23 protein-coding genes and 1 pseudogene are annotated in these 20,701 nt (G+C 69.1%); 12 read left to right on the top strand and 12 right to left on the bottom strand.

What is annotated here, in order from left to right:
- Positions 1–140: 140 nt before the first annotated feature.
- The 4 genes from ACFYM2_RS12475 to ACFYM2_RS12460 form a co-directional block, all read right to left on the bottom strand.
- The gene (locus ACFYM2_RS12475; RefSeq protein WP_388835695.1) at positions 141–614 is read right to left on the bottom strand and encodes a GNAT family N-acetyltransferase; all 474 of its coding nucleotides are present in this window, start codon (positions 612–614) and stop codon (positions 141–143) included.
- Positions 615–798: 184 nt separating this feature from the next.
- Positions 799–1,227, bottom strand: coding sequence for a hypothetical protein (locus ACFYM2_RS12470; protein WP_359008323.1), 429 nt, complete (start codon positions 1,225–1,227; stop codon positions 799–801).
- A gap of 1,571 nt (positions 1,228–2,798) precedes the next feature.
- A complete protein-coding gene (locus ACFYM2_RS12465) occupies positions 2,799–3,020 on the bottom strand; it encodes a DUF6243 family protein (protein ID WP_350234365.1) in 222 nt (73 codons plus the stop codon).
- A gap of 515 nt (positions 3,021–3,535) precedes the next feature.
- Entirely contained in the window at positions 3,536–4,183 is a 648-nt protein-coding gene (locus tag ACFYM2_RS12460) for a DUF4328 domain-containing protein (protein WP_358997803.1), read from the bottom strand.
- Positions 4,184–4,721: 538 nt separating this feature from the next.
- Here ACFYM2_RS12460 and ACFYM2_RS12455 point away from each other — a divergent pair.
- The 3 genes from ACFYM2_RS12455 to ACFYM2_RS12445 all read left to right on the top strand — a co-directional run bounded on the left by ACFYM2_RS12455 (position 4,722) and on the right by ACFYM2_RS12445 (position 7,985).
- A complete protein-coding gene (locus tag ACFYM2_RS12455) occupies positions 4,722–5,939 on the top strand; it encodes an alpha/beta hydrolase family protein (protein ID WP_388835691.1) in 1,218 nt (405 codons plus the stop codon).
- A gap of 226 nt (positions 5,940–6,165) precedes the next feature.
- The gene (locus tag ACFYM2_RS12450; RefSeq protein WP_388461749.1) at positions 6,166–6,897 is read left to right on the top strand and encodes a maleylpyruvate isomerase family mycothiol-dependent enzyme; all 732 of its coding nucleotides are present in this window, start codon (positions 6,166–6,168) and stop codon (positions 6,895–6,897) included.
- Positions 6,898–7,583: 686 nt separating this feature from the next.
- Positions 7,584–7,985 carry a hypothetical protein gene (locus ACFYM2_RS12445; RefSeq protein ID WP_388835688.1) on the top strand — a complete coding sequence of 134 codons (402 nt, stop codon included), beginning with the start codon at positions 7,584–7,586 and terminating at the stop codon, positions 7,983–7,985.
- Between the two features lie 157 nt (positions 7,986–8,142).
- Here the strand turns inward: ACFYM2_RS12445 and ACFYM2_RS12440 are convergent, their stop codons facing one another.
- Positions 8,143–8,421 (bottom strand): hypothetical protein, encoded by a 279-nt coding sequence (locus ACFYM2_RS12440; protein WP_388461753.1) that lies wholly within the window; start codon positions 8,419–8,421, stop codon positions 8,143–8,145.
- Positions 8,422–8,482: 61 nt separating this feature from the next.
- On the opposite strand from ACFYM2_RS12440, the gene ACFYM2_RS12435 reads away from it, so the two are divergent.
- Both ACFYM2_RS12435 and ACFYM2_RS12430 read left to right on the top strand, forming a co-directional pair.
- Positions 8,483–9,214, top strand: a complete 732-nt coding sequence (locus ACFYM2_RS12435) for a MerR family transcriptional regulator (RefSeq protein WP_388835686.1) — start codon at positions 8,483–8,485, stop codon at positions 9,212–9,214.
- A 167-nt stretch (positions 9,215–9,381) separates the two neighbouring features.
- The gene (locus ACFYM2_RS12430; protein ID WP_388835683.1) at positions 9,382–9,969 is read left to right on the top strand and encodes a GNAT family N-acetyltransferase; all 588 of its coding nucleotides are present in this window, start codon (positions 9,382–9,384) and stop codon (positions 9,967–9,969) included.
- Positions 9,970–10,058: 89 nt separating this feature from the next.
- Here the strand turns inward: ACFYM2_RS12430 and ACFYM2_RS12425 are convergent, their stop codons facing one another.
- Positions 10,059–10,769 carry an NAD-dependent epimerase/dehydratase family protein gene (locus ACFYM2_RS12425; RefSeq protein ID WP_388835680.1) on the bottom strand — a complete coding sequence of 237 codons (711 nt, stop codon included), beginning with the start codon at positions 10,767–10,769 and terminating at the stop codon, positions 10,059–10,061.
- A 26-nt stretch (positions 10,770–10,795) separates the two neighbouring features.
- Here ACFYM2_RS12425 and ACFYM2_RS12420 point away from each other — a divergent pair, with 26 nt between their 5' ends.
- A complete protein-coding gene (locus tag ACFYM2_RS12420; protein ID WP_358997782.1) occupies positions 10,796–11,119 on the top strand; it encodes a hypothetical protein in 324 nt (107 codons plus the stop codon).
- 37 nt (positions 11,120–11,156) lie between these two features.
- Here ACFYM2_RS12420 and ACFYM2_RS12415 read toward each other — a convergent pair.
- From ACFYM2_RS12415 to ACFYM2_RS12405, 3 genes and pseudogenes are all read right to left on the bottom strand, one after another.
- Positions 11,157–11,387 (bottom strand): annotated as a pseudogene (locus ACFYM2_RS12415) (transposase); the annotation flags it as partial.
- Positions 11,388–11,520: 133 nt separating this feature from the next.
- Positions 11,521–12,312 (bottom strand): class I SAM-dependent methyltransferase, encoded by a 792-nt coding sequence (locus ACFYM2_RS12410; RefSeq protein ID WP_358997779.1) that lies wholly within the window; start codon positions 12,310–12,312, stop codon positions 11,521–11,523.
- A 107-nt stretch (positions 12,313–12,419) separates the two neighbouring features.
- A complete protein-coding gene (locus ACFYM2_RS12405; RefSeq protein WP_388461764.1) occupies positions 12,420–12,932 on the bottom strand; it encodes a winged helix-turn-helix transcriptional regulator in 513 nt (170 codons plus the stop codon).
- Positions 12,933–13,017: 85 nt separating this feature from the next.
- On the opposite strand from ACFYM2_RS12405, the gene ACFYM2_RS12400 reads away from it, so the two are divergent.
- Positions 13,018–14,286 carry an MFS transporter gene (locus tag ACFYM2_RS12400; protein ID WP_388461766.1) on the top strand — a complete coding sequence of 423 codons (1,269 nt, stop codon included), beginning with the start codon at positions 13,018–13,020 and terminating at the stop codon, positions 14,284–14,286.
- A 193-nt stretch (positions 14,287–14,479) separates the two neighbouring features.
- Here ACFYM2_RS12400 and ACFYM2_RS12395 read toward each other — a convergent pair whose 3' ends face one another.
- Positions 14,480–14,938, bottom strand: a complete 459-nt coding sequence (locus ACFYM2_RS12395) for a MarR family winged helix-turn-helix transcriptional regulator (protein WP_388835676.1) — start codon at positions 14,936–14,938, stop codon at positions 14,480–14,482.
- A gap of 267 nt (positions 14,939–15,205) precedes the next feature.
- Here ACFYM2_RS12395 and ACFYM2_RS12390 point away from each other — a divergent pair, with 267 nt between their 5' ends.
- From ACFYM2_RS12390 to ACFYM2_RS12380, 3 genes are all read left to right on the top strand, one after another.
- Positions 15,206–16,396: a serine hydrolase domain-containing protein gene (locus ACFYM2_RS12390; RefSeq protein WP_358997767.1), complete on the top strand. Its 1,191-nt coding sequence runs from the start codon at positions 15,206–15,208 to the stop codon at positions 16,394–16,396.
- Positions 16,397–16,557: 161 nt separating this feature from the next.
- Positions 16,558–17,319, top strand: a complete 762-nt coding sequence (locus ACFYM2_RS12385) for a class I SAM-dependent methyltransferase (RefSeq protein ID WP_388835799.1) — start codon at positions 16,558–16,560, stop codon at positions 17,317–17,319.
- Positions 17,320–17,493: 174 nt separating this feature from the next.
- Positions 17,494–17,655 carry a hydrophobic protein gene (locus tag ACFYM2_RS12380; protein ID WP_100575597.1) on the top strand — a complete coding sequence of 54 codons (162 nt, stop codon included), beginning with the start codon at positions 17,494–17,496 and terminating at the stop codon, positions 17,653–17,655.
- 74 nt (positions 17,656–17,729) lie between these two features.
- Here the strand turns inward: ACFYM2_RS12380 and ACFYM2_RS12375 are convergent, their stop codons facing one another.
- The gene (locus tag ACFYM2_RS12375) at positions 17,730–18,638 is read right to left on the bottom strand and encodes an NlpC/P60 family protein (RefSeq protein ID WP_388835672.1); all 909 of its coding nucleotides are present in this window, start codon (positions 18,636–18,638) and stop codon (positions 17,730–17,732) included.
- Between the two features lie 20 nt (positions 18,639–18,658).
- Here ACFYM2_RS12375 and ACFYM2_RS12370 point away from each other — a divergent pair, with 20 nt between their 5' ends.
- Positions 18,659–19,057: a hypothetical protein gene (locus tag ACFYM2_RS12370; protein ID WP_388835670.1), complete on the top strand. Its 399-nt coding sequence runs from the start codon at positions 18,659–18,661 to the stop codon at positions 19,055–19,057.
- 44 nt (positions 19,058–19,101) lie between these two features.
- Positions 19,102–19,647, top strand: coding sequence for a ricin-type beta-trefoil lectin domain protein (locus ACFYM2_RS12365; protein ID WP_388835667.1), 546 nt, complete (start codon positions 19,102–19,104; stop codon positions 19,645–19,647).
- A 231-nt stretch (positions 19,648–19,878) separates the two neighbouring features.
- Here ACFYM2_RS12365 and ACFYM2_RS12360 read toward each other — a convergent pair whose 3' ends face one another.
- Positions 19,879–20,679, bottom strand: coding sequence for an inositol monophosphatase family protein (locus ACFYM2_RS12360; RefSeq protein WP_388835664.1), 801 nt, complete (start codon positions 20,677–20,679; stop codon positions 19,879–19,881).
- Between the last annotated feature and the right edge of the window lie 22 nt (positions 20,680–20,701).

Below are 20,701 nucleotides of genomic sequence, written 5' to 3'. Positions count from 1 at the left end.
GTCCGGACAGATCCCCTACCCCGGCCGAGGTGGTGCGACGCTCCAGCCGGCCCAGCATGTCATGCGTGTGGGTGAGGGCGAACGCGGCCGGAAGGGCGTGCAGGGTGCAGGCGTCCGCGCAGTGACTGCGAGAACTTCGCTCAGCTGGGCGCGATGGGTTGTTCGAGGAGTTCGTCCGGTCCGTCGAAGCCGGAGCGCCGGTACAGCGGCGCACTGCGCTCGGACGGCCACACGATCAACGTATCCAGGCCGTGAGCGCGCGCATACCCGGTCACTTCGTCGAGCAGAGCCTTGCCCAGACCGCGATCGCGCTGTTCGGGGACGACGTAGAAGTTCGTCACGTAGCCGAGGGCTTCGGAGTCCGGGTAGGGACTCGGAACCTTCTCCACCAGACACACGAACACGTGACCGCAGGGCCGGCCGCCCACTTCAGCGACCCAGACCCGCCACGGCCCGATCATCCGGGAACGCAGCCACCGCTCGCACTCGGCGGTGAACTCCTCTTCGCCCTGGGGTAGTTCATCTCCACCGTCCTCCACCTTGAACCGCCAGCGCATGGCCGCCAGCGCGGGAGCGTCATCAAACTCGGCCCGGCGGATAACAACGTCACTCATGGCCACACTCTCGCAGGCCGATCCAGCGGAGCGAAATGGCCCACGACCGCCCGGCGACCCCTCTTGGAATGGAACACCGAATTGATCATCCGGAGGGAGCACGGTGTCCCGGACGCACACGCACAGACACGGCACGGTCGACGACCCGCTCATGCAGTTCGGCGAGGACGGCGCCGCCGGCCGCTCACCTGCGTGCATGCCACGGGAGGCGCCGTCCCCCGCCTGCGAGCAGTCGCAGAGCCGGGCTGAAGATGAGTCCTGCGAGGAGCAACCAGCTGCTTGCCTGCAAGAAGTCCTGTAGCGCGCTGGGCTGTTGGCCGGTCAGGGCGGCCGTGTACCCGTAGGCCGCGCCGGCGAAGACCAGGGCGTGGAAGGTTTGAATGCGGGGTGACCAGGCGGTGGCAGCCAGCATGTCGCAGTCGAAGCAGAAGGCAAAGGCGAAGATGAAGGGCAGCAGTATGAGAACCATCGCCCCGGCGAATGCCAGCTGCGGATCGATGTCGGAACCATCGTGGAAGGCGATCTCCCACTTGCCCTCCGCAAGTCGTCGCAATGTTGCCGGTGAGGCGGTGTGGCCGCCCAGGGAAGGGTTGCTCGGGGACCAGAGCACCATGAGGGGATCGCCCGGCTCGGGCCGCCACTGCTTCTGATCGGCCCGACGGCGAGCGGTTCGGCCGCGCCAGGGACCGAGACGCGCACGTTGCTGTGGTAGGCGTCGATGCGCTCGTGATCGTCTTCGTTGTGCTCTTCTCTGACGATGTCCAGTTGCCCGGTTATGCTCCCGGTCGCGACTTCGGCACCCGAGCGCTGAATCTGGGCGAGCTGGCTTGTCTGGCTCGGCAGGGACGCCAGGAGGACGCCGGTCAGCGACGCCGCGAGGAGGCCTGCGCTGACGAGGAGTTGCCGCACCTTGGTCCACCATGGCTCATGGCGGGGCACGTCCTCCAGCCAGCCACGGACCTCGTAGGGCATGTCGTCCAGCGAAGCAGGGCCAAGCGGTTCGGCCTCATGCGACTTGCGCAGACTGACGCCGGGGCCGCCGGCGGTGAAATCTCGGCTTTTGCCGTACCACCGCCGGCTCCACAGCAAAGCCGCTCGTACGACGGCCAGGCCAACCGTCGTCCACACCAGCACGAGGACCCCGGTGTGGGGGGCCGGCTGGCTGTGCATCCCCATGGCCCAGACGACAGCCGAGGCGGCCGTGACGTACATCAGGAAGGCGACCACACGGACGGCCTGCGTCAGACCGACGACTACAGCCATCGCACGTGGCAGCCGGACCATCGCTCGTACTGTTACCACCAGGGGGTGGAAGATGAGGAGGGCTCGGACCACTTGGTACTTGATGCGGTTGTTCATGTTCATGGGTCCCTTCGACGTCGGGGTGCGGGGAAACGGCCCAATACCGGATGAGTGGATCATGAAACGGGCGGAATGGTCGCTTCGGCGGACCCGCTCCGTAGCGGACCCCGGCCGGCAGGTGCGAAGCACGTGGTCACGGAAGTCACCGTGTGCTTGCGGCGGCGCGAGCGACCGGGGGCACCTGATCGTCCGTCAAGAAACGTGCCTGGGGGCTGCGTTACACGGAGCGGCGGCACCACCGCCGGGCGGTCGCATTGCGGCAACGTGCGTAGGCAGACCCGTAGCGGGCGGGGGTGGAGTCGACCACGGCCGACCGGCACGACCGATCCACTCGGGCGCAGCCCGTGGAGCCCGGACCCGACGCCGTCCCGGCGTGATCGCGGGCCGAGCGGGCGTAGTGGCCCGGAGAGGGGGTCATGCGGGTGGTGAGGGACGTCCGGACGCGTCATCCGGTCAGGGGTAGCTCGCAACGGGGTGGTCGCAGACGGCCGTGGGGCCCGTGGCAGCACGGCGGGAAGCTCGAACCAGCCGCCTTCCCCCGGCTGGTGCAGACCGGCAGCACCGTACGGTCCAGGGTGCTCCAGGGCCCTTGGCGGCCTGCGCCGCCCGGAGGCCGGAGGTCCCTTCACGGCCGGGGAGACCGGCGATCAGCAGGGGGCGGGCTTGCCGAGCCGCGGGTTTGCCCGGTGGCCGCCGGCCGAGCCCGGGGGCGACCGGGACTGAGCGGTGCCGGCCGCGCCAGATAGGGCAGCTGGGCCCGGGCTGCGCGTCGCGGCCCGGGCCCAGCCCCCTGTACGGTGCCCGCCTCGCGGCGGGGGTGTGTCAGCTCTGTGCGGTGTCGTCGCCGTCGCTCGTCTGCTCGGCGTTGTCGGCCGCGCCGGTCTTCTCGCGCATCTTGCGCACCAGCTCCGCCTTCTGGTCGGCGGCGCCCTGACGGTCGAGGTTGCGGTGCGGCCCGTTGTTCTGCCGCTCGGCGCGGGACAGCCTCTTTCGCTGGCCGCCGCCCATGCCCACGGGGTTGTTGATGTTCTTGCTCACGGTCACGAGTGCTCCGGTAATGATGTGGAGTGATCTACGGATTCATCGGTGGGGGACGGGCACGGCGACGTCCAAGGACGTCAGCGGGTGCCCGTCACGCGCTCACTCGTAAATCGGCGTCTGGAAGAACATGACCAAGACGGTACCCGGTTTTGTCGTGATCCGCCCACCAGGTTTCTCGCCCCTGGCTCGGCCGGCCCTTCGGTGAGCGACCGCGGACGGTCGCCCAGGGCCCCGATGCCCGTCGGCGGTTTCCGGCCTGGTTGCGGACCGGGTGCGGGGTGGCTTCATGAAGCCACCCCGCACCCGGTCCGGGCTCGGCCCCGTGAGCCAGGACATGGCACCTCATGAACTCCTTACCCACGCTCTCCGCCACTGAGATCATCGTCATCAACAAGGGAAGCGGGGAGCCGGAGTTGGGGTGCGGGGCTGGCATTCGAGGCAGCCACGGCGGTGCTGAGGGCCGCCGTTACGCCTACGCTGTGTGGCAGGGTCACGTTCGGCAGGGTCGCGTTCGGCACTCAGGCCGGGCGCTCCCCCAAAGGTCGCTCCGCCGGCTTCGCGGCCGTAACCCCCGCGTACGCCCGCTGTTGCAGCCCGGACAGCTGTCGCACGTAGAGGATCGCAAGGACAGCGGCCGCGAGGGTGAGCACGTCGACGCCGATCAACACACCGGCCGTCTGGTGTGCCGTGGCCGTCTCATCATCTGCCGCGGGCAGGCGTGAGCCGATCAGAGTGAGGACCTTCGATGAGACCCAAACGATCCACCACGCGTTCAGCAGCGCGAGCGGCGCCTTGCGCCCCGCGTACGCGGGATCCGGCCTGACGCCGGCGCGCGTCATGTCACGTGCGATCAGCCAGGGCATGACGAAGTTCACGAGCGGCACGAACCACGCCCCGATGGCCCACCCCGGGCCCGTGGCGCACGCGCCCGGGTCGAAGGCCTCGGTGTTCGTCCGGGCGCGGTGGAACCAGGCGATGAAGAAGCCGGCCGTGACAACCGTGGCCCACAGCTGCAGCTGAGACGCCGCGTATTCCGGACCCCGGGCAGCATCGACTTCACCCCACTGTGTCGCGTCGAATCCCGTGGAGGGCGTCGTCCGGCCCGAGAGGCGGAAGACGTTCACGTCGGCGAAGAGCCCGTACACGGCCGCCGCAGTCGCCAGCACGAGCAATACCGTGACGGCCGCTGCCAGCCCACGCATCGAACGGAAGCGAGGCGCCCCGGGCGTGACGGCCGGGCGGGACGGCCCCCCGGCGGCGTCGAACCCGGCATACGTCTCGAACCCCTTGACCCAATCCTCATCCTCCCCCTCGACTTCACCGGACTCATCGGCCCTCGATGATGATGCAGACATGCCACGCCCCCCAGGTCAGCGCACCCCGCCCGTGCGGACGCCAGCGGACTGCATGGACATCGCTCCGTGCGACGTCCATGCAGTTCAGCGCACCCGACGCCGCCCGGACGCCGCCCGCGCACCCGGCGTCCAACTCGCCCCGCGACCCTGACCGTCTCATGTCACACCTCAGGAGTACCGGCGCGGCGAGACGGCTGCCGATCGGTACTTGGGAGGGGGACACCGTCGACGGCGTACGTCTCAGGACGTAAATCCGTGGGGTGATGCCGCACAGCAGGGGCCCGTGGCAGTGTTCCCCGTGCCCACGGACCCACCGTCGCGGCACGATCCCCGTGATGCCGGAGGACCCATGACCGCCACGCCCTTCACTGCCCGGACAAGCATGACGCGTCGGCGCATGCTGGGAGCGGCGCTGGCCGCTGGGGCTGCCGTGCCGCTTGCCGCCGTCGCCGGTCCCGCGTGGGCGGACCCGGGTGCGGAGCCCGCCCCGAATCGGTTCACGCTGCCCCGGCCCAACGGCCCGTACCCGGTGGGCACGGTTCAACTGCACCTGATCGACCGGTCGCGCCCCGACGACATCGCAGGTGCGGGGCGTTTCCGCGAGCTGATGGCCACCGTTTGGTACCCGGCCCGGAGCATCGAGTGCCATCCGCCGGCGCCCTGGATGCCGGACGGCGCTCTTGAGGCGTTCCTCACCGACCAGGGATTCAGTGACCTGTTCCCCCTGGCTCCGCTCACTTCCGGCCATGTCGGCGCTCCCGTGCGGCAGTTGGGCCGACGGCTGCCCGTCGTGGTGTTCTCGCACGGCGCGCACAGCCACCAGGGCGACCACACCGTCATGGTGCAGGAGCTCGCCAGCCACGGATACGCGGCCGTGACGGTGGCTCATCAATACGACACGTACACCGCGTTCCCCGACGGCCGGGTCGCCGTCCCGCTCCGCGACCAAAAGGCGCCGACGCTGCCGGGGGATTTCGCCGCTGACCTGCGCTTCGTCCTGGACTGCGTCGAGCAGCTTGCCGCCGGCCGCAATCCGGACCTGGCCCAGCGCGACCTGCCGGCCGGGCTGCTCGGCTCCCTCGACCCACGGCGTATAGGCGCGTTCGGCTGGTCGAAGGGTGGAACGGCCACCGCGTGCGCCATGGTCGCGGACGATCGTATCCGGGCCGGGCTGAGCCTCGACGGCCCGATGCAGATGAACCCGCCGCTGGCCGGCGACCTGGACCGGCCCTTCATGATGATGTCCGCCGAGTTCACCCGGGCCACGGACCCCGAGGCCGCCGCGTTCTGGTCGCACCTGCGGGGCTGGCGGCTGAACATCCAGGCCGAGGGCGCCGTCCACATCTCCTACGGCGACAACGAGGCGCTGTTCCCCCAGGTGGCGAAGGTGAGGGGATGGAGCGAGCAGCAGCTCCAGAAGGTGATCGGCACTCTCGATCCCGACCAGGCCGTAAGAATCCAACAGGCGTACCCGCTCGCGTTCTTCGACGCACATCTGCGCCATCGGCGGGGACACCTCCTCGACGGGCCGTCGCCTGCCTTTCCGGCGGTGTCGTTCCTCGCCTGAGCGATACCCGGCACCCCACTACAGCGCCCACTACAGCGGCCCGGCGTGCGGCGTACGTGCGTCCGCGCCATCAACTCATTGCCCCTTCGGCCCGCACTTCGCTCTGAGCCCCTTCGGGCGGATGTCCGCCGGGCCGCACGGGCGCGGGCGGGCTGGGGCGGGCGGGTGCGGGACGGTTCCGGGGGAACTCGTACAGGAACGCGCGGACATTGAACGGAGACATGCCATGACGTACGACGGAAGTGTGGCGCCCACCGCTCTGCTGCCCCTGCTGCGCACGTCCGTGCAAAGGTTGCACGCCTCGGCGTCGGCCTTGGCTGATGACGACGTGCGGGCCCCCTCGTTGCTGCCCGGCTGGACCCGCGCGCACGTACTCACACACATCGCCCGCAGCGCCGACTCGCGTACCCGGCTGCTGACTGCCGCCCGCACGGGCGCGGACCTCGCGCAGTACGTCGACGAGGCGCAGCGGACGCGGGAAATCGAGGAGGGCGCGGGGCGGCCGGCCGTCGAGTTGGCGGCGGACCTCCACAGTGCGCTGGGCGGGTTCCTGACAGCCGCCGCCGAGCATCCCGAAGCGGCGTGGGATGTGCCCGTGCGCTGGCTGGGCGGGGGGATGCGGCCCGTGCGAGGCGCCGTGGGCAGCCTGTTGCGTGAGGTTGAGGTGCACCACACCGACCTGGGGTGCGGTCACCAACCTGCGGACTGGCCCCCCTTCTTCGTCGCCCGCGAACTCGCGACCACGACGGACAGGCTGCGTGAGCGTGACGACGTGCCAGGCATGGTGCTGATCGCCGACGAGGACTCGGTACCCCGTCCGGTCGGCGACGGGCGTGGGCCGCGCGTGTCAGGGCCGGCGGCAGCTCTCCTCGGCTGGCTGACCGGCCGCGCGGACGGGCACGGCCTCACCCTCGACCCGCCGGGGTCGTTGCCGGAGGTGCCGGTCTGGCGGAGCTGAGTCGACGGATCGGCCCGGCGGCGGGGCAGGCAGGGGCGGGCAGGGTTCCGAACACCGGCTGTACGCCACCGGGTTACCCGGTTCCGATACGAATCCCGGCCGGGACTGGGACCCGATGCGATGCGGTGCGGTGCGGTGCGGGGTGAACGACACTTACAAGCGCGGCGGCGCGACCTATGTGTGCCAGATTGGCGGGTCCGCGACACCGGGGCGGGTTCGCGCAACCCTGCGATCACTCAATTCCCCAGGTGCTGGCTGTGCTGGACATCTGGTGGGCGCGGAAGCGCGGGGCGCAGTCTCGGCTCCGTCCCATCATGAGCTCCGCCCGAGGAGGGCACGAACCGGCTCCCCCTGGCGGGGGAGGTGGCTCGTGCTCGGGAGCGACGCCTGCGGCCCGCCTCGGCTGCGATTTTTGGTACGTAAAGGACCGGCGTCACCGCGTGACCTGAGGAGCACAGATGACCACCGCTGACAACGCACCACGGAGCAGATGGCGTAGCGGATGGCGGGCCGCTCACGCGCCAGTCGCGGGAGTTCCCCGCTGGGCCCGCGTCGTCGCCCATGCCATCCCGTTCCTCGTCCTGCCGTCCGGCATCTGGAGGATCGCGACCGTCGCGTTCGGCGTGGCCGGCGACGGTCGCCGCCACGGCTCGGACACTACGCTGGGCCTTCCCAACGCTGCGTACGTGATTTTCCTGTCGGTCCTCTCCGAACTCCTCGCGTTCACCGCGCTCGGACTCATCGCCGCGTGGGGCGAGGTCTTCCCCCGTTGGACTCCGGTACTGCGCGGACGCCGGGTTTCGCTTTCGGCCGCCATGATCCCCGCTGCGGCCGGCGCCATCATCCTCACGGTTCTGTGGACGACACTCGCCGTCCAGGTCGCTTCCGGAGCCACGTTGCAGGGCAACCCGCTCCCGAGTGACTTCCCCACCACTGCGCTGCATGGCTGGCGCCTCGGCCTGTTCCTCGCCACCTACGCCCCGCTCCCGTTGTGGGGACCGCTCCTCGGCCTCCTCGCCATCGCGTACTGGCGTCGGCGGCGCATTCCGGCCCTGCCCACCCCCGTGCCGGAGTACCCCACGGCATGACAGCAACGTCCCAGCCCCGGACGGGACGGACAGCGCCCATGCTGTCCGAGTGGCTGTCTGCGACCGGCGTTCCCCTGGGGAATAGCGTGGGTGGGGGTGGTGGGGAATGCCGTGGCGCTCGAGCGGCCGGATAGTGTCAGCGATTCCTCGCGCGCGGTCAGTCGGCCCGTATCGTCTTCAACAGTCGGTCCAGCTCGTCCCCCGCCTCCTCGTACCCGGCGTCGGCGATCCGTCGCAGCGCGCGCAGGTCACCGGCCGCGACCGCGCGTCGAGTGAGCAGAAACCCGGCGCGCGTGGACCCCTCGTCCAACAGCTCGCTCAACTCCTCGACGCCTTCGGTTGCTTCAGCCAGGTCGGCCAGCTGGTCCAGGGCGGTCTCGTTGCCCTCGTCGGCCAGCTCGCGCAGAGTCTCCCGGTCGATATTCGTGTTTGCCATGTCGCCATGGTGCAACCCTGCCCCAGGGGAAAGGTCAAGTGGCAAGTGGGACGATGGCTCGGTGATCACCATCGGGCAGTTGGCACGGTACGTCGGGGTGTCGATCAAGACGGTTCGCGTCTACCACGACAAGGGGCTGCTCCCTGAGCCCGACCGCGATCCATCTGGCTACCGGCGGTACGGCGCAAACGACGCCATCGACCTGATCAAGATCCGGACGCTCGCCGAAGCCGGCGTCCCCCTGGCCCGTATCCGGGACCTGAGATCAGCGGAGGACACGGAGTTCCAGCAGGCGCTGTGCGAGATCAACGACGGCCTCACCGCCAGGATCCGGGCTCTTCAGGCGACACAACATCGCCTGCATGAGCTCGCCGCAGGGCGCCTTGCACCGTTGCCCGCCGAGGTCGGTGCCCATCTGGAGCACCTGAGCGGCTGGGGATTCTCCTCTCGATGGGTGGACCTGCAACGTGACCTGTGGATACTCGTATTCGCCACGTGCCCGGACCGAGCGCTCGCACTGTTCCACGACCAGGCCGCGATTCTGGCCAATCCGGCACTGCGGCAGCTCTTCCTTGATTACGACGGCGCGTACGACCTCGAGAGCGACGATCCGCGCATCGACGGCCTCGCCCAGAGGATCGTCACCGCGACCCGCGAGCGTTACGGATCCGGTGAAGTACCCACCCTGGATGCGGACTCTGAGGTCCCCACGCTCATCCAGGGCACGGTCAACGCCTCGTCCCCGGCATGGCGGCGACTTGACACGTTGATCCGTGCACGCCTGGATGCGTGATCCATCGGCGCGCCATCTCGCGGGTGAGGTCGCAAGCCGGGTGGGTGTTCTCCGCCGGTTGCGTTCGGCGGAGCGTCTTTGTCTGCGGAGCCAGGACTGTCGCCAGCGGTCCGGCTGGCAGGGTTGCATTCGGCCTCCTTGGTGCACCGGGCCGATACGGTGAGGAAATGATCCCATCTGACCGTAGGGCAACCGAACGTGAGGCGACGGAGACGATCGTCTATCGCGTGGCAGAGAGCGAGAGGGACAAGTCCGCTTGTATCAAAGGGGAGTTCAGCTCGGACACCGTCTTCGAAGTGGTCGGCTCCGATGACGGGTTCACCATCCGGCCCGCCCGGCTGGACCCGCCAGTTCACAAGGTCTTCCCCGACAACGAGACCGTGGCCGGTGAGACATCGCAGGCCGAGCGCCGGTTTGTCGCGCTGGACGGCGAACGCGTCTGCGGCTATGTCGACACGGAGTATGAGCCCTGGAATCGGCGGCTCATCATTGCCGATATCGAGGTGGCCGGGCCGTACCAGGGCCGGGGTATTGGGCGCACGCTGATGAGCCACGCCATTGGCTGGGCACGGGAGTGTGGCGCCGGGCACGTGTGGCTGGAAGTGACGAACATCAACGCTCCGGCCATCCGTGCCTACCAGCGGATGGGGTTCACCTTCTGCGGCCTGGACACGTCCCTCTACAGCGCCACCGAGTCCGAGGGCGAGACGGCGCTGTACATGAGCCTCTTCCTGGGAGCCCTGTTCCCCAAATGACCTCCCCATGGCCCGGTTCCCGAGGCGTCCCGAACCCGTCGAGCCACGCATGCGACGGCCACATGTGTCCCCTATGTGTCCCATGTGCGTCAGGGCCGACGGTGCTTGAGGGTGAACTCGGGTTCGGCGTACAGGCCGGCCTGGGCTCCGGTCGGGTCGGTTTCGAGATCCCCGGGAATCTCCGCGGCGTGGGCTTCGGCGTTGTCGACGGGGACGTAATCCAGCTCCGTCGCGTCGGGGAGTTGCCAGAAGCGGCGGCTGTTGACGGAGACTGCGTACGCCGTGAGGAAGCGGGTGGAGGACGGTGCGGTCAGGGCGGCCTTGATGTAGCCGACGGCATCGCGCGGGCTCAGCCGGGTCGCCAGGTGCCTGGGCTCGCTGGGCCTGGCCTCGAAGCTGCCGATGCGCAGGCAGATCACCGACAGACCGAATTTGTCGGCGTACAACTGCCCCAGGGCCTCAACGGCCACCTTGCTCACCCCGTAGAGGCCGTCAGGGCGTGCGGGCTCCGTCGGGCCGGTGAGATGTGCGGCGGGGTGGAAGCCGGTCACACGATTGCTGCTCGCCAGCAGCACCCGCTCGATGCCCGTGCGCCGCGCCGCCTCCAAGACATGGTGCGTGCCCAACACATTTGCTTCGAGCAGGTCCGGGAGAGGCGCCTCGTCGGGCACGCCGCCCAGATGGAGCACGCGGTCGGCTCCCGCGAGGGCCGATTCCACTGTGACGGCGTCCCGCAGGTCCACCGTGTGCACGGTGCCGTTGTCGGCGGGCGGCTCGCTCGGAACTGTCCGGTCGATCATGCCTGGAGCTGCTATAGCGTGCTCCCGTGCATGAGATATTCAGGTCACTTCCGTGGCCATTCGAGAATGCCGAGTTCCCGCCGAACCTCGGAGCCGTCGTTCAGTGGACGGTGGCGAACGGAGACTTTCCGGCGTTGTTCGTTGGTCACACCGAAGAGAACTCCTGGCTCGTCGGCGACGGCGTGAACGACCCCAACCTCACTGGTGCATGCGCGGCCATGTGCATCTGGGCCGCGATCGAGCACAACTCAAGCATGCGAGAGCTCCCCGACCTCCCACTCGGCTGGGCTGCCGAGCGGGACACACCTGGCGCTTCGTGGCGCCGGGCTCCGTTCCAGCTCTTGGACTAGCACTGCCCGGTGCCGGTCATGCGCGGAGCCAGATGCGTTCCTCGTCGAAGCCGGGCGGCCTGCCGCCGCGTGAACCCCGGCGCAGGCGAGCGGCCTTGTGGTCCTTCTTCACGGGGATGGCGTGGCGGATGCCGCGTCTGCGCAGGTAGGCGCGGATGGTGCGGTTGCTGTAGGCCCTGTCGGCGGAGACGCTGTCCGGGCGACGGCGGAGATGTCCGAGCCCGGCGCGGGGAACGCGGATCTTGTCCATGACCGGCTCGAACTCGGTGCAGTATCCCGTTGATGACCTGCCGGTGGTCCCGCCACCGCCCGCACCGGTTTCACTCACCGCAAGAGTCATCACAAGCGACCTGGCGCCCTGAGCCGGAGGCAGGGATGCCGACTGGTGAATCGACGTTCAGTCAGCCCGGCTTGACCGCGAGCGTCGCGAAATAGTGCGACATGTATGGCGCGGAGGCATTGGATTGGTGCGGCGCCTCCGTGAAGCCGGTGAGGACGAACCCGGCGGCCATTTGCCCGGCGATCTGGTCGGTGAGGGTGTGGCTGTATTCGAGGGCGGCATCCGGGCCGAACTTCGCGGCACGTTCCTCGGCGGAGTACTGCGTGACGTCGCTGTAGGGCAGCTTGTGCACCACGATCAGCTCGCCGCGCTCATCGATTGCCTCGTGGTCGAACAAGTACACATCAGGGTTGAGGAACCCCGCGAGCAGAGTTCCACCCGGTCGCAGGACGCGGAAGCACTCACGCCACACCGCTGCCAAATCTGGCACGAAGAGGTTGGAGACCGGATGGAATACGACGTCGAATGTCGCGTTGCCGAAGGCGCTGAGGTCGCGCATGTCGCCCAGGACGGTGCGTAGTTCGAGTCCGTCGCGTGCCGCCACCAGCTGGTCCTGGCCGAGTTGGCCGGGTGAGTTGTCGAATACGGTGACCCGCGCCCCTGCGGCAGCGAGGATCGGGCCCTGTTGGCCGCCGCCGGAGGCCAGGCACAACACGTCCTTGCCGTTCAGGTCCGTCGGCAACCAGGAGCGGTCGACCGGCTGATGCCCTATCAGAGCAACGGACCAGTCGCCCGCGCGGGCACGCTCGACGTCCTCAGCGGTCACGGGTCTCGACCACTCATTGCCCTCTTGGACATACTTGTCCCAGGCCGCCCGATTGTGGGCACCCGGGTCGCCCATGACGTCCTGCACGTTGAACCCCCTGCTACGGCCGGCCGGACGTCCGCGGTGGACATCTGCGGTACGGACAGTTCGGTTGCACCCAGCCAACACGATGACTGAGTCCGGGTTCAACGAGATTAGCGGGCATCGAGGGTGCCGGGGCTCGACGGGTGGCCGCGCAGCGAATGTGTAGGTGCTGTCTTCCGCACATGCGTGGTGTCGGCGTCGATGCGGGCACCGTCCGCGCCGACCGGCTCGATGCCCGGTACGCGAGCGCCGTGCTGGTCGACGAGCGTCGAGTGGGGCTCGCCGGGTTCGAAGGCGTGGCGTTCGCCCCACTGGCGCAGGGTGAGGAGCACGGGGAAGAGGTCGCGGCCCGCGTCGGTGAGGACGTACTGGAGGCGGCGGCCCGAGGGCGCGGTCCGCTGGGTCAGCACCCCGTGGTCGATGAGCTTGCGCAGACGGTCGGTGAGGATGTTGCGGGCGATACCGGTCCGGCGCTGGAACTCGGTGAAGGACCGCGCCCCGTCCATCGCGTCCCGTACGACCAGGAGGCTCCACCGGTCACCGACGAGATCCAGCGCGCGGGCCACCGGGCAGTCGGGATCGGTCCAGGCAGGGCTCGGGCTGTCCGTTGCGGGGCTCGGCATGACACCTCCGAAGAGTTGCAGATTGAGACCATCATGCCCTACGGTCAAATTGGTTTTACTTTGCTACTCATTCCCTGGGGGTGCGATGGACACCTGGCGGCGGTTACTTCTCGCGACCGTGTGCGGTGTCGCGGTGGCGAGCGTCTATGCGGCGCAGACAGTGCTGGTGCCCATGGCGGGCAGTCTCGGGATCTCGGCACACCGCGCCGGGTGGATCGTGTCGACCGGCCAGTTCGGCTACCTGGCCGGTCTGATACTGCTTGTGCCGCTCGGCGACGTGGTCGCCAACAGGCGTCGGCTCATCGCGACGCACATGATCATCACTGCGGCAGGGCTGCTCCTGACGGCTGCGGCTTCAGTCGCCTGGGCGGCCTTCGCCGGGCTCGCGCTGGCCGGGATGTTCGCCGTGGTGGTGCAGACCACGGTGGCCTACGCCGCCTCGGTCTCGGTGCCTACCGAGCGCGGACGCACCATCGGTGTCGTGACGTCGGGCGTTGTGGTGGGCATCCTGGGCGCGCGGTTCGTCACTGGCGTGCTCGCGCAAGTGTGGGGCTGGCGAAGCATGTACGCCGCCCTCGGTGTGCTCGCACTCGTCCTCGCCGCCCTTCTTCTGCGCGCGCTGCCGTCCGACGACGGCTCGCGCCGAACCGCGGACTACCGACAGACCCTGGTGTCGTTCGGTGCGCTGTTCAAGCAACGCCCCTTCCTGATGCGCGGTCTCATCGCGTTCTTCCTGTTCGCGTCGTTCGGCACGTTGTGGAGCGGCCTTTCCCTGCCGCTGGCGAACGCGCCGTGGCATCTGAGCGAAAGCCGGATCGGCCTCTTCGGCATCGTCGGACTCGCCGGCGCGCTGGGCGCGGCACGCGCGGGGCGGTGGGCGGACGCAGGACGGGCGATCCCGATCAGCGGACTCGCGCTGGCCCTGCTCGTCGTCTCCTGGGCCGCGACCGCGCAGTTGTCCTGGTCGCTGTGGCTGCTCGTCATCGGCATCGTGGTGCTGGACTTCGCCGTCCAGGTCGTGCACGTGAGCAACCAGCACGTACTCACCGCCGCCCATCCGGAGCACACCGGCAGCGTCATCGGTGGCTACATGGTCTTCTACTCCCTCGGCTCCGCCCTCGGCGCGGCCGCCACCACCTCCCTCTTCACCTCCCACGGCTGGGCCGCCTCCAGCCTCCTCGGGGCCGGATTCGCGACCTGCGCGCTGATCGCCTGGGCCACCGACGCACGCCTGCGTTCCAGGACTTCGGCGGCCGGCCCCCGGGCGGCGGACGCGCACCGTGGTGAGGGAGGCAGACAGAGCGGCGAGCCGGAGCGGGCCGGGCTGGTGGCGGACCGCTCCAGGATTTCCTGAGAGCCGCCTGCCCCGCCTTCACCTGCTATCGGCAAGCCCGGTGAGGCGCCGACTGGGCCGCGTCCGCACAGACGCCGCCCATTCGCAGTCGATTTGAGACAGCGCCGCTTCAAGAAAACGCCAGCCATAGGTCCGGCCCCCACCGCGCCCGAACCGCCCGCGCATACTCACTGTGCGAACCGGCGCCGCACCACTAATGGTGCCAAGCTTCCCCACCCGTGTTGTGGATGAACCGCTGCAACACCTTGAGGGTGGTCAGGTACTCCTCGTCGGAGACACCCGCATGCCGTTCCTCCCAGAGCTCGTCCTGAAGGGCTGCGGCCTTCTTGTAGAAGGCGCTGCCCTCAACCGTGATGCCCAGTCGCCCCCCGGCATCCTCGGTGATCCAGCCCCGGGCGATGATCGTGTCGATCTCCGACTCCATGGTTTCCGACCCGGTATCGAGGTAGCCCCGAAGGAGACGGCACACCTCATCACGGGTCTTGACGGTATCGGCCCTTGCCACCTGGGCGAGGGCCCACCACTGGGGCTGGGTGATACCGATCCCGGAAAGGGCGGCCCTGGTGCGGCTGACGACGGCCTTGTAAGCCGCCCAACTCCAGTAGCCGATGGGCTGCTTGATCAGGTCGGTGTCACCGTGTGAGTACTCCATGGCTTGGATCCCTGTCGTTGCTTGAATCGGTTCGACGAGACCGACCATAGAAACTCAACCGGACTTGAGGTCAAGGGCGTCTCGGTCGCTCACCCGAGGGTGGGTGTGGCACGCACGACACGCCCGTGAGCGGGGGATTTACGTATCCGCCGACCGGACCAGCCCCGTGCGCCGCGTGCCGGGGACAGGCGCCCGGCTGCTATGCAGGCCGTACCGGCGGGCCCGTAGCGGCCGCCGGCCTACTCCGCCCCACATCGGGAGACACCCGTGTCCATCCGCGTACGCCGTTTCCGTACCGGCCTGTCCGCCGCCGTCACCGCCGCCGCGCTCGGCACGCTCCTCTCACCCGCGCAGGCGGCGAACGCGGGTCCGGACGCCCCAGGAGGGCACCCGGGCCACGGCAACCGCCTCCAGCAGGGACTCGAACGGCTCGTCGCGCAGGACGACGGCCCGCCCGGGGCCATCGCCGTGCTCACCAAGCACGGCAGGACCGAGGTGTACACCGCCGGCGTCGGGGACATCGCAACGGGACGGCCGCCGAGCCCGGACGACCACATGCGCATCGCCAGCATCTCCAAGGCGTACAGCGGGGCCGTCGCACTGCGGCTCGTCGACGAGAAGCTTCTCTCCCTCGACGACACCATCGGCGATCGGCTGCCCGACCAGCCCGCCGACTGGCACGCGGTGACCCTGCGCCAGCTCCTCCAGCACACCAGCGGCCTGCCCGACTTCTCGGCCGCCCCCGAGTTCCGGAACATCCTCCAGTCCGACCCCCACCACCTCTTCGACCCGCGCGCCCTGCTCGACTTCGTCGCGGACCAGCCACTGCGGTTCCGCCCGGGCTCCCTGTACGAGTACTCCAACTCCGACAACATCGCGGTCGCCCTCATGGCCGAGGCGGCCACAGGTCGTCGTTACGAAGACCTCCTCAAGGATCTCGTCTACCGTCCCCTCGGCCTGCGGCAGACCAGTCTGCCCCTGGGCTACCGGCTCCCCCGCCCGTATCTGCACGGTTACGACATCACTCCGCCCGCCCATGCGGAGGACGTCAGCGAGGCCATCAGCGCCTCCGGTGTCTGGGCCTCCGGCGGCATCGTCACCACTCCGAAGGAACTGGGCGTCTTCATCCGCGCGTACGGGGGCCCCGCCCTGCTGTCGGAGCAGACCCGCAAGGAACAACTCACCTTCCGCCCGGGCGACTCCTCGGAACCGGCGGGCCCCGGCACCAACGCGGCGGGTCTGGCGATCTTCCAGTACACCACCCGTTGCGGCGTCCTGTACGGCCACACAGGCAATTTTCCCGGTTACACCCAGCTCGCCGCCACCACCCCGGACGGCACCCGTTCCCTCACGTTCTCCATCAACACCCAGACGAGCAAGAGCAACAAACCCGCGCTGCTCGCCCGGCTCCGCACGGTCGAGGAGGACTTCGCCTGCGCGCTGCTCAATGACCGCTGAGCCGTGAGTCCTCGATCCGACCACGTCGACGCGGGCCGAGCGGGTTTCGGCTGCGTGGTCGCGACGCGTTTGACCGGCGCGGCGAAGACGAGGGGTGTCGAAGCGGCGTTAGCGTCGTGCGCGTGACGGGAAACAACGCCGGCCGGCGGTGGACCTCTTCCATGTCGGCGGCCTATGACCAGTACCTCGTGCCGGTGGTCTTCCGGCCCTTCGCGGAGGACCTGACCGCTCGCGCGGCGGCACTTCATCCCGAGCGGATCCTCGAACTGGCTGCGGGGACAGGGGTGTTGACGTTGGACCTGCTCGCAGCGGCCCCCTCGGCCGAGGTCACGGCCACCGACCTCAACGACGCCATGGTCGCACTCGGGTCGGCCCGGGCGCCGGGCGCGGTGTGGCGGCAGGCCGACGCACAGCGGTTGCCGTTCCCGGACGGGAGCTTCGATCTGGTCGTCTGCCAGTTCGGCGTGATGTTCTTTCCCGACCGCGTCGCAGCGTTCGCCGAGGTCCGCCGGGTGCTGGTCCCGGGTGGCCGGTTCCTGTTCAACACGTGGGGCCCGTTCCATACCCATGCCTTCGAAGTCGCTCTCCAGGCCGGGTTGGAGCGGGCCTTTCCGGCCGGGCCGCCGCGCTTCATCCCAACGGTTCCGCACGGCTACGCCGACCCCGCTGTTGTGGCCGCGGACCTCGCGGCCGCCGGGTTCACGGTCGAGCACGAAGAAGAGCTGACGCTTCAGGGCCGGGCCCCCTCGATCGCCGATCTCGCCACCGGGTACCTCACCGGGACGCCCGTGCGTGTGGCCGTCGAGCAGTCCGGGGACGAACAAACCGTCCACGCCACCGTCATCGAGGAAATGACGGCCCGTCTGGGCCCGGGCCCTGTCACTGCCCCGATGACGGCGTACGTCTTCAGGGCGGCGGCCTGACGGCGGAACACAGCCGCGCCGAGTGTCCGCTCCTTCCGACAGAGCTCGTCGTCCAGGGACTGTGGCGTGCGGAAAAGGAGCACGGGTTCCCGGCCGAAGCACTTGTAAACAGTTGCACGGGTCCGGTGTAGCCGTGCCACGGCAGGGCATTCGGTGGCTCGGAGGTTGATAACTATGGTTCCCCTGCTTCTCGTTCTTCTGCTGGCTCTGATCCTGTTCGGCGCGGGTTTCGCACTCAAGGCGCTGTGGTGGATCGCGATCATCGTGCTCGTCGTCTGGCTCGTCGGCTTCGTCGCCCGTCCCAAGGGCGGCAGTGGCCGCTGGTACCGCTGGTAACCACCAGCCCCTTCAGGAACTGTGGGCCCCCGCCGGAACACCGGCGCGGGCCCACAGCCATGAACCGTCCGGGCTCAGCAGGTGGGCACTCCGGGCAGCCACGCCGGACCCATGATGTAGATGTTGGTCATCCACGAACCGTCGGTGAGCCGGGACCAGGCATCGTTGGTGTGGCCGTCGGCGGTCACCGTCTGGGCGTGTGCCTGGCAGGCCACGTTGACGGTGGTGGGCTGCGGGAGGTAGTCCACGACGGCGGCGTTCACGTTGGCTTCGGCATGGGTGCGCACCCCGGTGCCCCAGGACTGGAACGCCGTGCTGCCGCCGCTCGGCGGCGGGGTGGAGCTGCCGCCGCAGTCCGGGATGCCGGGCAGCGACGCCGGGCCCTTGATGTAGATGTTCGTCAGCCAGGAGCCGTCGGACAGCTTGGACCAGATGTCATTGGTGTAGCCGTCGGCGGTGACCACCTCGGCGTGTTGTTGGCACATCACCGACACCTGGGCGGGGCCGGGGAACGTGTCCACGACGGACGCGTTGACGCCGGGCGAGAAGTGGGTGCGCACTCGGGCGCCCCAGGTCTCGAAGGTGGTGCCTCCGTTGGCCGGCGGGGGCGGCACCGTGCCGGAGCCGTCGATGCGGACGGCGCCGGCGTAATCGCCACCGGTGCGCACCGCCGCCACCCGGATGTGGGTGCCCGATTCGTACGCCTCCACCATCTGTCCTGCGCCGATGTAGACGGCGACATGGTGGATGTGACCGCTGCCCCAGAACATCAGGTCTCCGGGGAGGAGAGGCGCCGAGCCCTGGGCCGCGGAGAATCTGGCCGTCGCGTGCCACGTGTGGAACTGGTCGTCGGCTGTACCGTTGAGCAGGTCACGGCCGGTCGCCTGGGCGTAGGCGTACCGGGTGAGGCCGGAGCAGTCGAAGTCCTTGCGCTCGTTGTCGGATGACGCGTCACCACCCGTCCACCGAAACCGAGAGGGCACCCACTGTGTCCTCGAAGTCCATGACCCGAATGTTCTCCTTGCGGGCGCTGTGCGCCACCCGGCTTGGCCTGACCGCCGCGCTGGGTCTGATGGCGGCGCCCGCGCAGGCCGACATCAAGACGTCAACCGTCCACATCTGGGCCAGTCAGGTGCGTGTACGTGAGTGTTCGAACACCTCCTGCGGACTGGCCTCGCAGGAGCGGCTCACCAACGTGAACGTGCAGGCGTTCTGCCAGCGGTGGGACGGGCGCGTCGCCGACGGCCCCTACTACAACCACTACTGGGTCGAGATCGTCACGCCGGGCGGGTGGCTGGGCTGGGTGAGCGCCGTGTACGTCAGCGGCGGCTCCAACGACGGCCCGGTGCCCGGCGTGCCGGTCGAGACCAACTCCGGCCCCGTGTACTGCGAATACCCGTAGCCGAGAAGTACGGACCGGCAACCGCACCACTGAAAGGGAACATCGTGAACGTCCAGCACCTGATGTCCGGACGGCGGCTGCGCCGGGCGGCCGTCGCCCTCGCCTCCGCCGCCTGTCTGAGCACGGCCGTGGTTGGCGTCGCAAGCGCGGACGAGCCATCGTCCGAGAACAGCCGGGTCGCCCCGGCGAGCGCTGTCGCCCCGACGAGCGCCGTCTCGCCGGCGGCGGTCGAGCACTTCGGCAACATGGCTACCGGCGGCTGCCTCGACGACAGCTTCCCGTACGGCTTCCGGGGGTTCGGCTGCAACAACAGCGACTTCCAGAACTGGAACGTACGCATCTGGCAGGAGGACGGCACCCGCCAGTTCCGCAACGTCTCGACCGGCCGCTGCATGTACGGCGGTGTGGGAGCCGGGAGCCACCCGTACACCACGGCCTGCGACTCCTCCAAGCAGCAGAGCTGGTGGGTGTACGCGCGGGGTGACCAGGTGAGTTTCGAGAACCAGGCCACCGGCCTGTGCCTCGACGACAGCGAGTACGGGCTGCGCATGATGGCCTGCACCCACAACCGCAACCAGACCTGGCGCTGACCGCGCGCCGGAGGCCGGCGCCGAGGGATGGACGGGGGTCATCCCTTCGGCGCCGGCTGCTGCCGCACGTCAGGGCCAGACCGGCGAGCCACACTCCCCCTGCGACGGAACGCCCAGTTCAGCCTAACTCCTCGCTGGCTCTCGGCATCTCTCGTGATCAGCAGATCCGCCCTTGATGGGCCCTTCCCGACACCAACGCCCGGCCCCGGCGAAAACCATGCGGTCACAGCGCTAGCTTCGGCTACGCATCATTGACATGAGCAGCCCGTGAGTCTCGTCGTCGGCCGCGACCACAAGCCCACGGTCCGTCTCGTGGATCGGGGCGCCGTCGATCCCGGTGACTACGCAGCCGGCGGCCCGGCACAACGCGATGCCCGCCGCGAAGTGCACGCTCCTGGAAAGGCCACCACCATCGGTGACATACGCGGCGCGCTTGCCGGCGGCGACCCAGGTCAGCGCCAACGTCGTGGACACGACCCGAGGCCGGAACCTTTCGACGAACTCGGGCCGGCCCAGCAGATCCACGGCCCGGAAGCCGGGCGCACTCGGGAACGGTGGATCCAGGTTGACATCCACCAACCGGGAAGCAGGCGAAGGCCTCAGCGGAGTGTCGTCGGCCCCGTCACGTCGCACCCAGGCAGTCTCCCCGTCGGTGAAGAAAATCTCCCCGCTGAACGGATCGGCCACCGCCGCCGCCCCGCCGAGCAGCGCCACGTTGACGGCCACCAGCATGTTGCCGACGGCGTAATTCAGCGTGCCGCACAGAGGATCCACCAACCACTGGCGCGCGGCGTCGACGGCGCCCCGCCGGCCGCCTTCCTCGCCGAGCACCGCGTCATCGGGGCGGGCGGCACGGATGACGCCAAGGATCCTCGCCTCGGCCTCCACGTCGGCGGTGGTGGCGAAGTCCCCGGCACCCTTGTCGATGCGGGCCAGCCGCTGGCCGTACAGGTCGCGGATCACGTCCGCGCCGGCCCTCGCCCCGGCTATGGCGACCGCGGCGTCGTCGAAACCCGCGTATGAGTTGATCACGCCATGCAGACTATCGAGACGA

Origin of the sequence: Streptomyces sp. NPDC006711 (assembly GCF_042869775.1) — a bacterium.
GTDB lineage: Bacteria > Actinomycetota > Actinomycetes > Streptomycetales > Streptomycetaceae > Streptomyces.
This window is presented reverse-complemented; position numbering and strand designations above follow the sequence as displayed.

Excerpts from the sequence above, each read along its gene's own strand:
- ACFYM2_RS12475 (WP_388835695.1), bottom strand. The coding sequence starts at position 614 with ATGAGTGACGTTGTTATCCGCCGGGCCGAGTTTGATGACGCTCCCGCG.
- ACFYM2_RS12470 (WP_359008323.1), bottom strand. The coding sequence starts at position 1,227 with ATGGTGCTCTGGTCCCCGAGCAACCCTTCCCTGGGCGGCCACACCGCC.
- ACFYM2_RS12455 (WP_388835691.1), top strand. The coding sequence starts at position 4,722 with ATGACCGCCACGCCCTTCACTGCCCGGACAAGCATGACGCGTCGGCGC.
- ACFYM2_RS12450 (WP_388461749.1), top strand. The coding sequence starts at position 6,166 with ATGACGTACGACGGAAGTGTGGCGCCCACCGCTCTGCTGCCCCTGCTG.
- ACFYM2_RS12440 (WP_388461753.1), bottom strand. The coding sequence starts at position 8,421 with ATGGCAAACACGAATATCGACCGGGAGACTCTGCGCGAGCTGGCCGAC.
- ACFYM2_RS12430 (WP_388835683.1), top strand. The coding sequence starts at position 9,382 with ATGATCCCATCTGACCGTAGGGCAACCGAACGTGAGGCGACGGAGACG.
- ACFYM2_RS12425 (WP_388835680.1), bottom strand. The coding sequence starts at position 10,769 with ATGATCGACCGGACAGTTCCGAGCGAGCCGCCCGCCGACAACGGCACC.
- ACFYM2_RS12405 (WP_388461764.1), bottom strand. The coding sequence starts at position 12,932 with ATGCCGAGCCCCGCAACGGACAGCCCGAGCCCTGCCTGGACCGATCCC.
- ACFYM2_RS12400 (WP_388461766.1), top strand. The coding sequence starts at position 13,018 with ATGGACACCTGGCGGCGGTTACTTCTCGCGACCGTGTGCGGTGTCGCG.
- ACFYM2_RS12395 (WP_388835676.1), bottom strand. The coding sequence starts at position 14,938 with ATGGAGTACTCACACGGTGACACCGACCTGATCAAGCAGCCCATCGGC.
- ACFYM2_RS12385 (WP_388835799.1), top strand. The coding sequence starts at position 16,558 with ATGTCGGCGGCCTATGACCAGTACCTCGTGCCGGTGGTCTTCCGGCCC.
- ACFYM2_RS12380 (WP_100575597.1), top strand. The coding sequence starts at position 17,494 with ATGGTTCCCCTGCTTCTCGTTCTTCTGCTGGCTCTGATCCTGTTCGGC.
- ACFYM2_RS12370 (WP_388835670.1), top strand. The coding sequence starts at position 18,659 with ATGACCCGAATGTTCTCCTTGCGGGCGCTGTGCGCCACCCGGCTTGGC.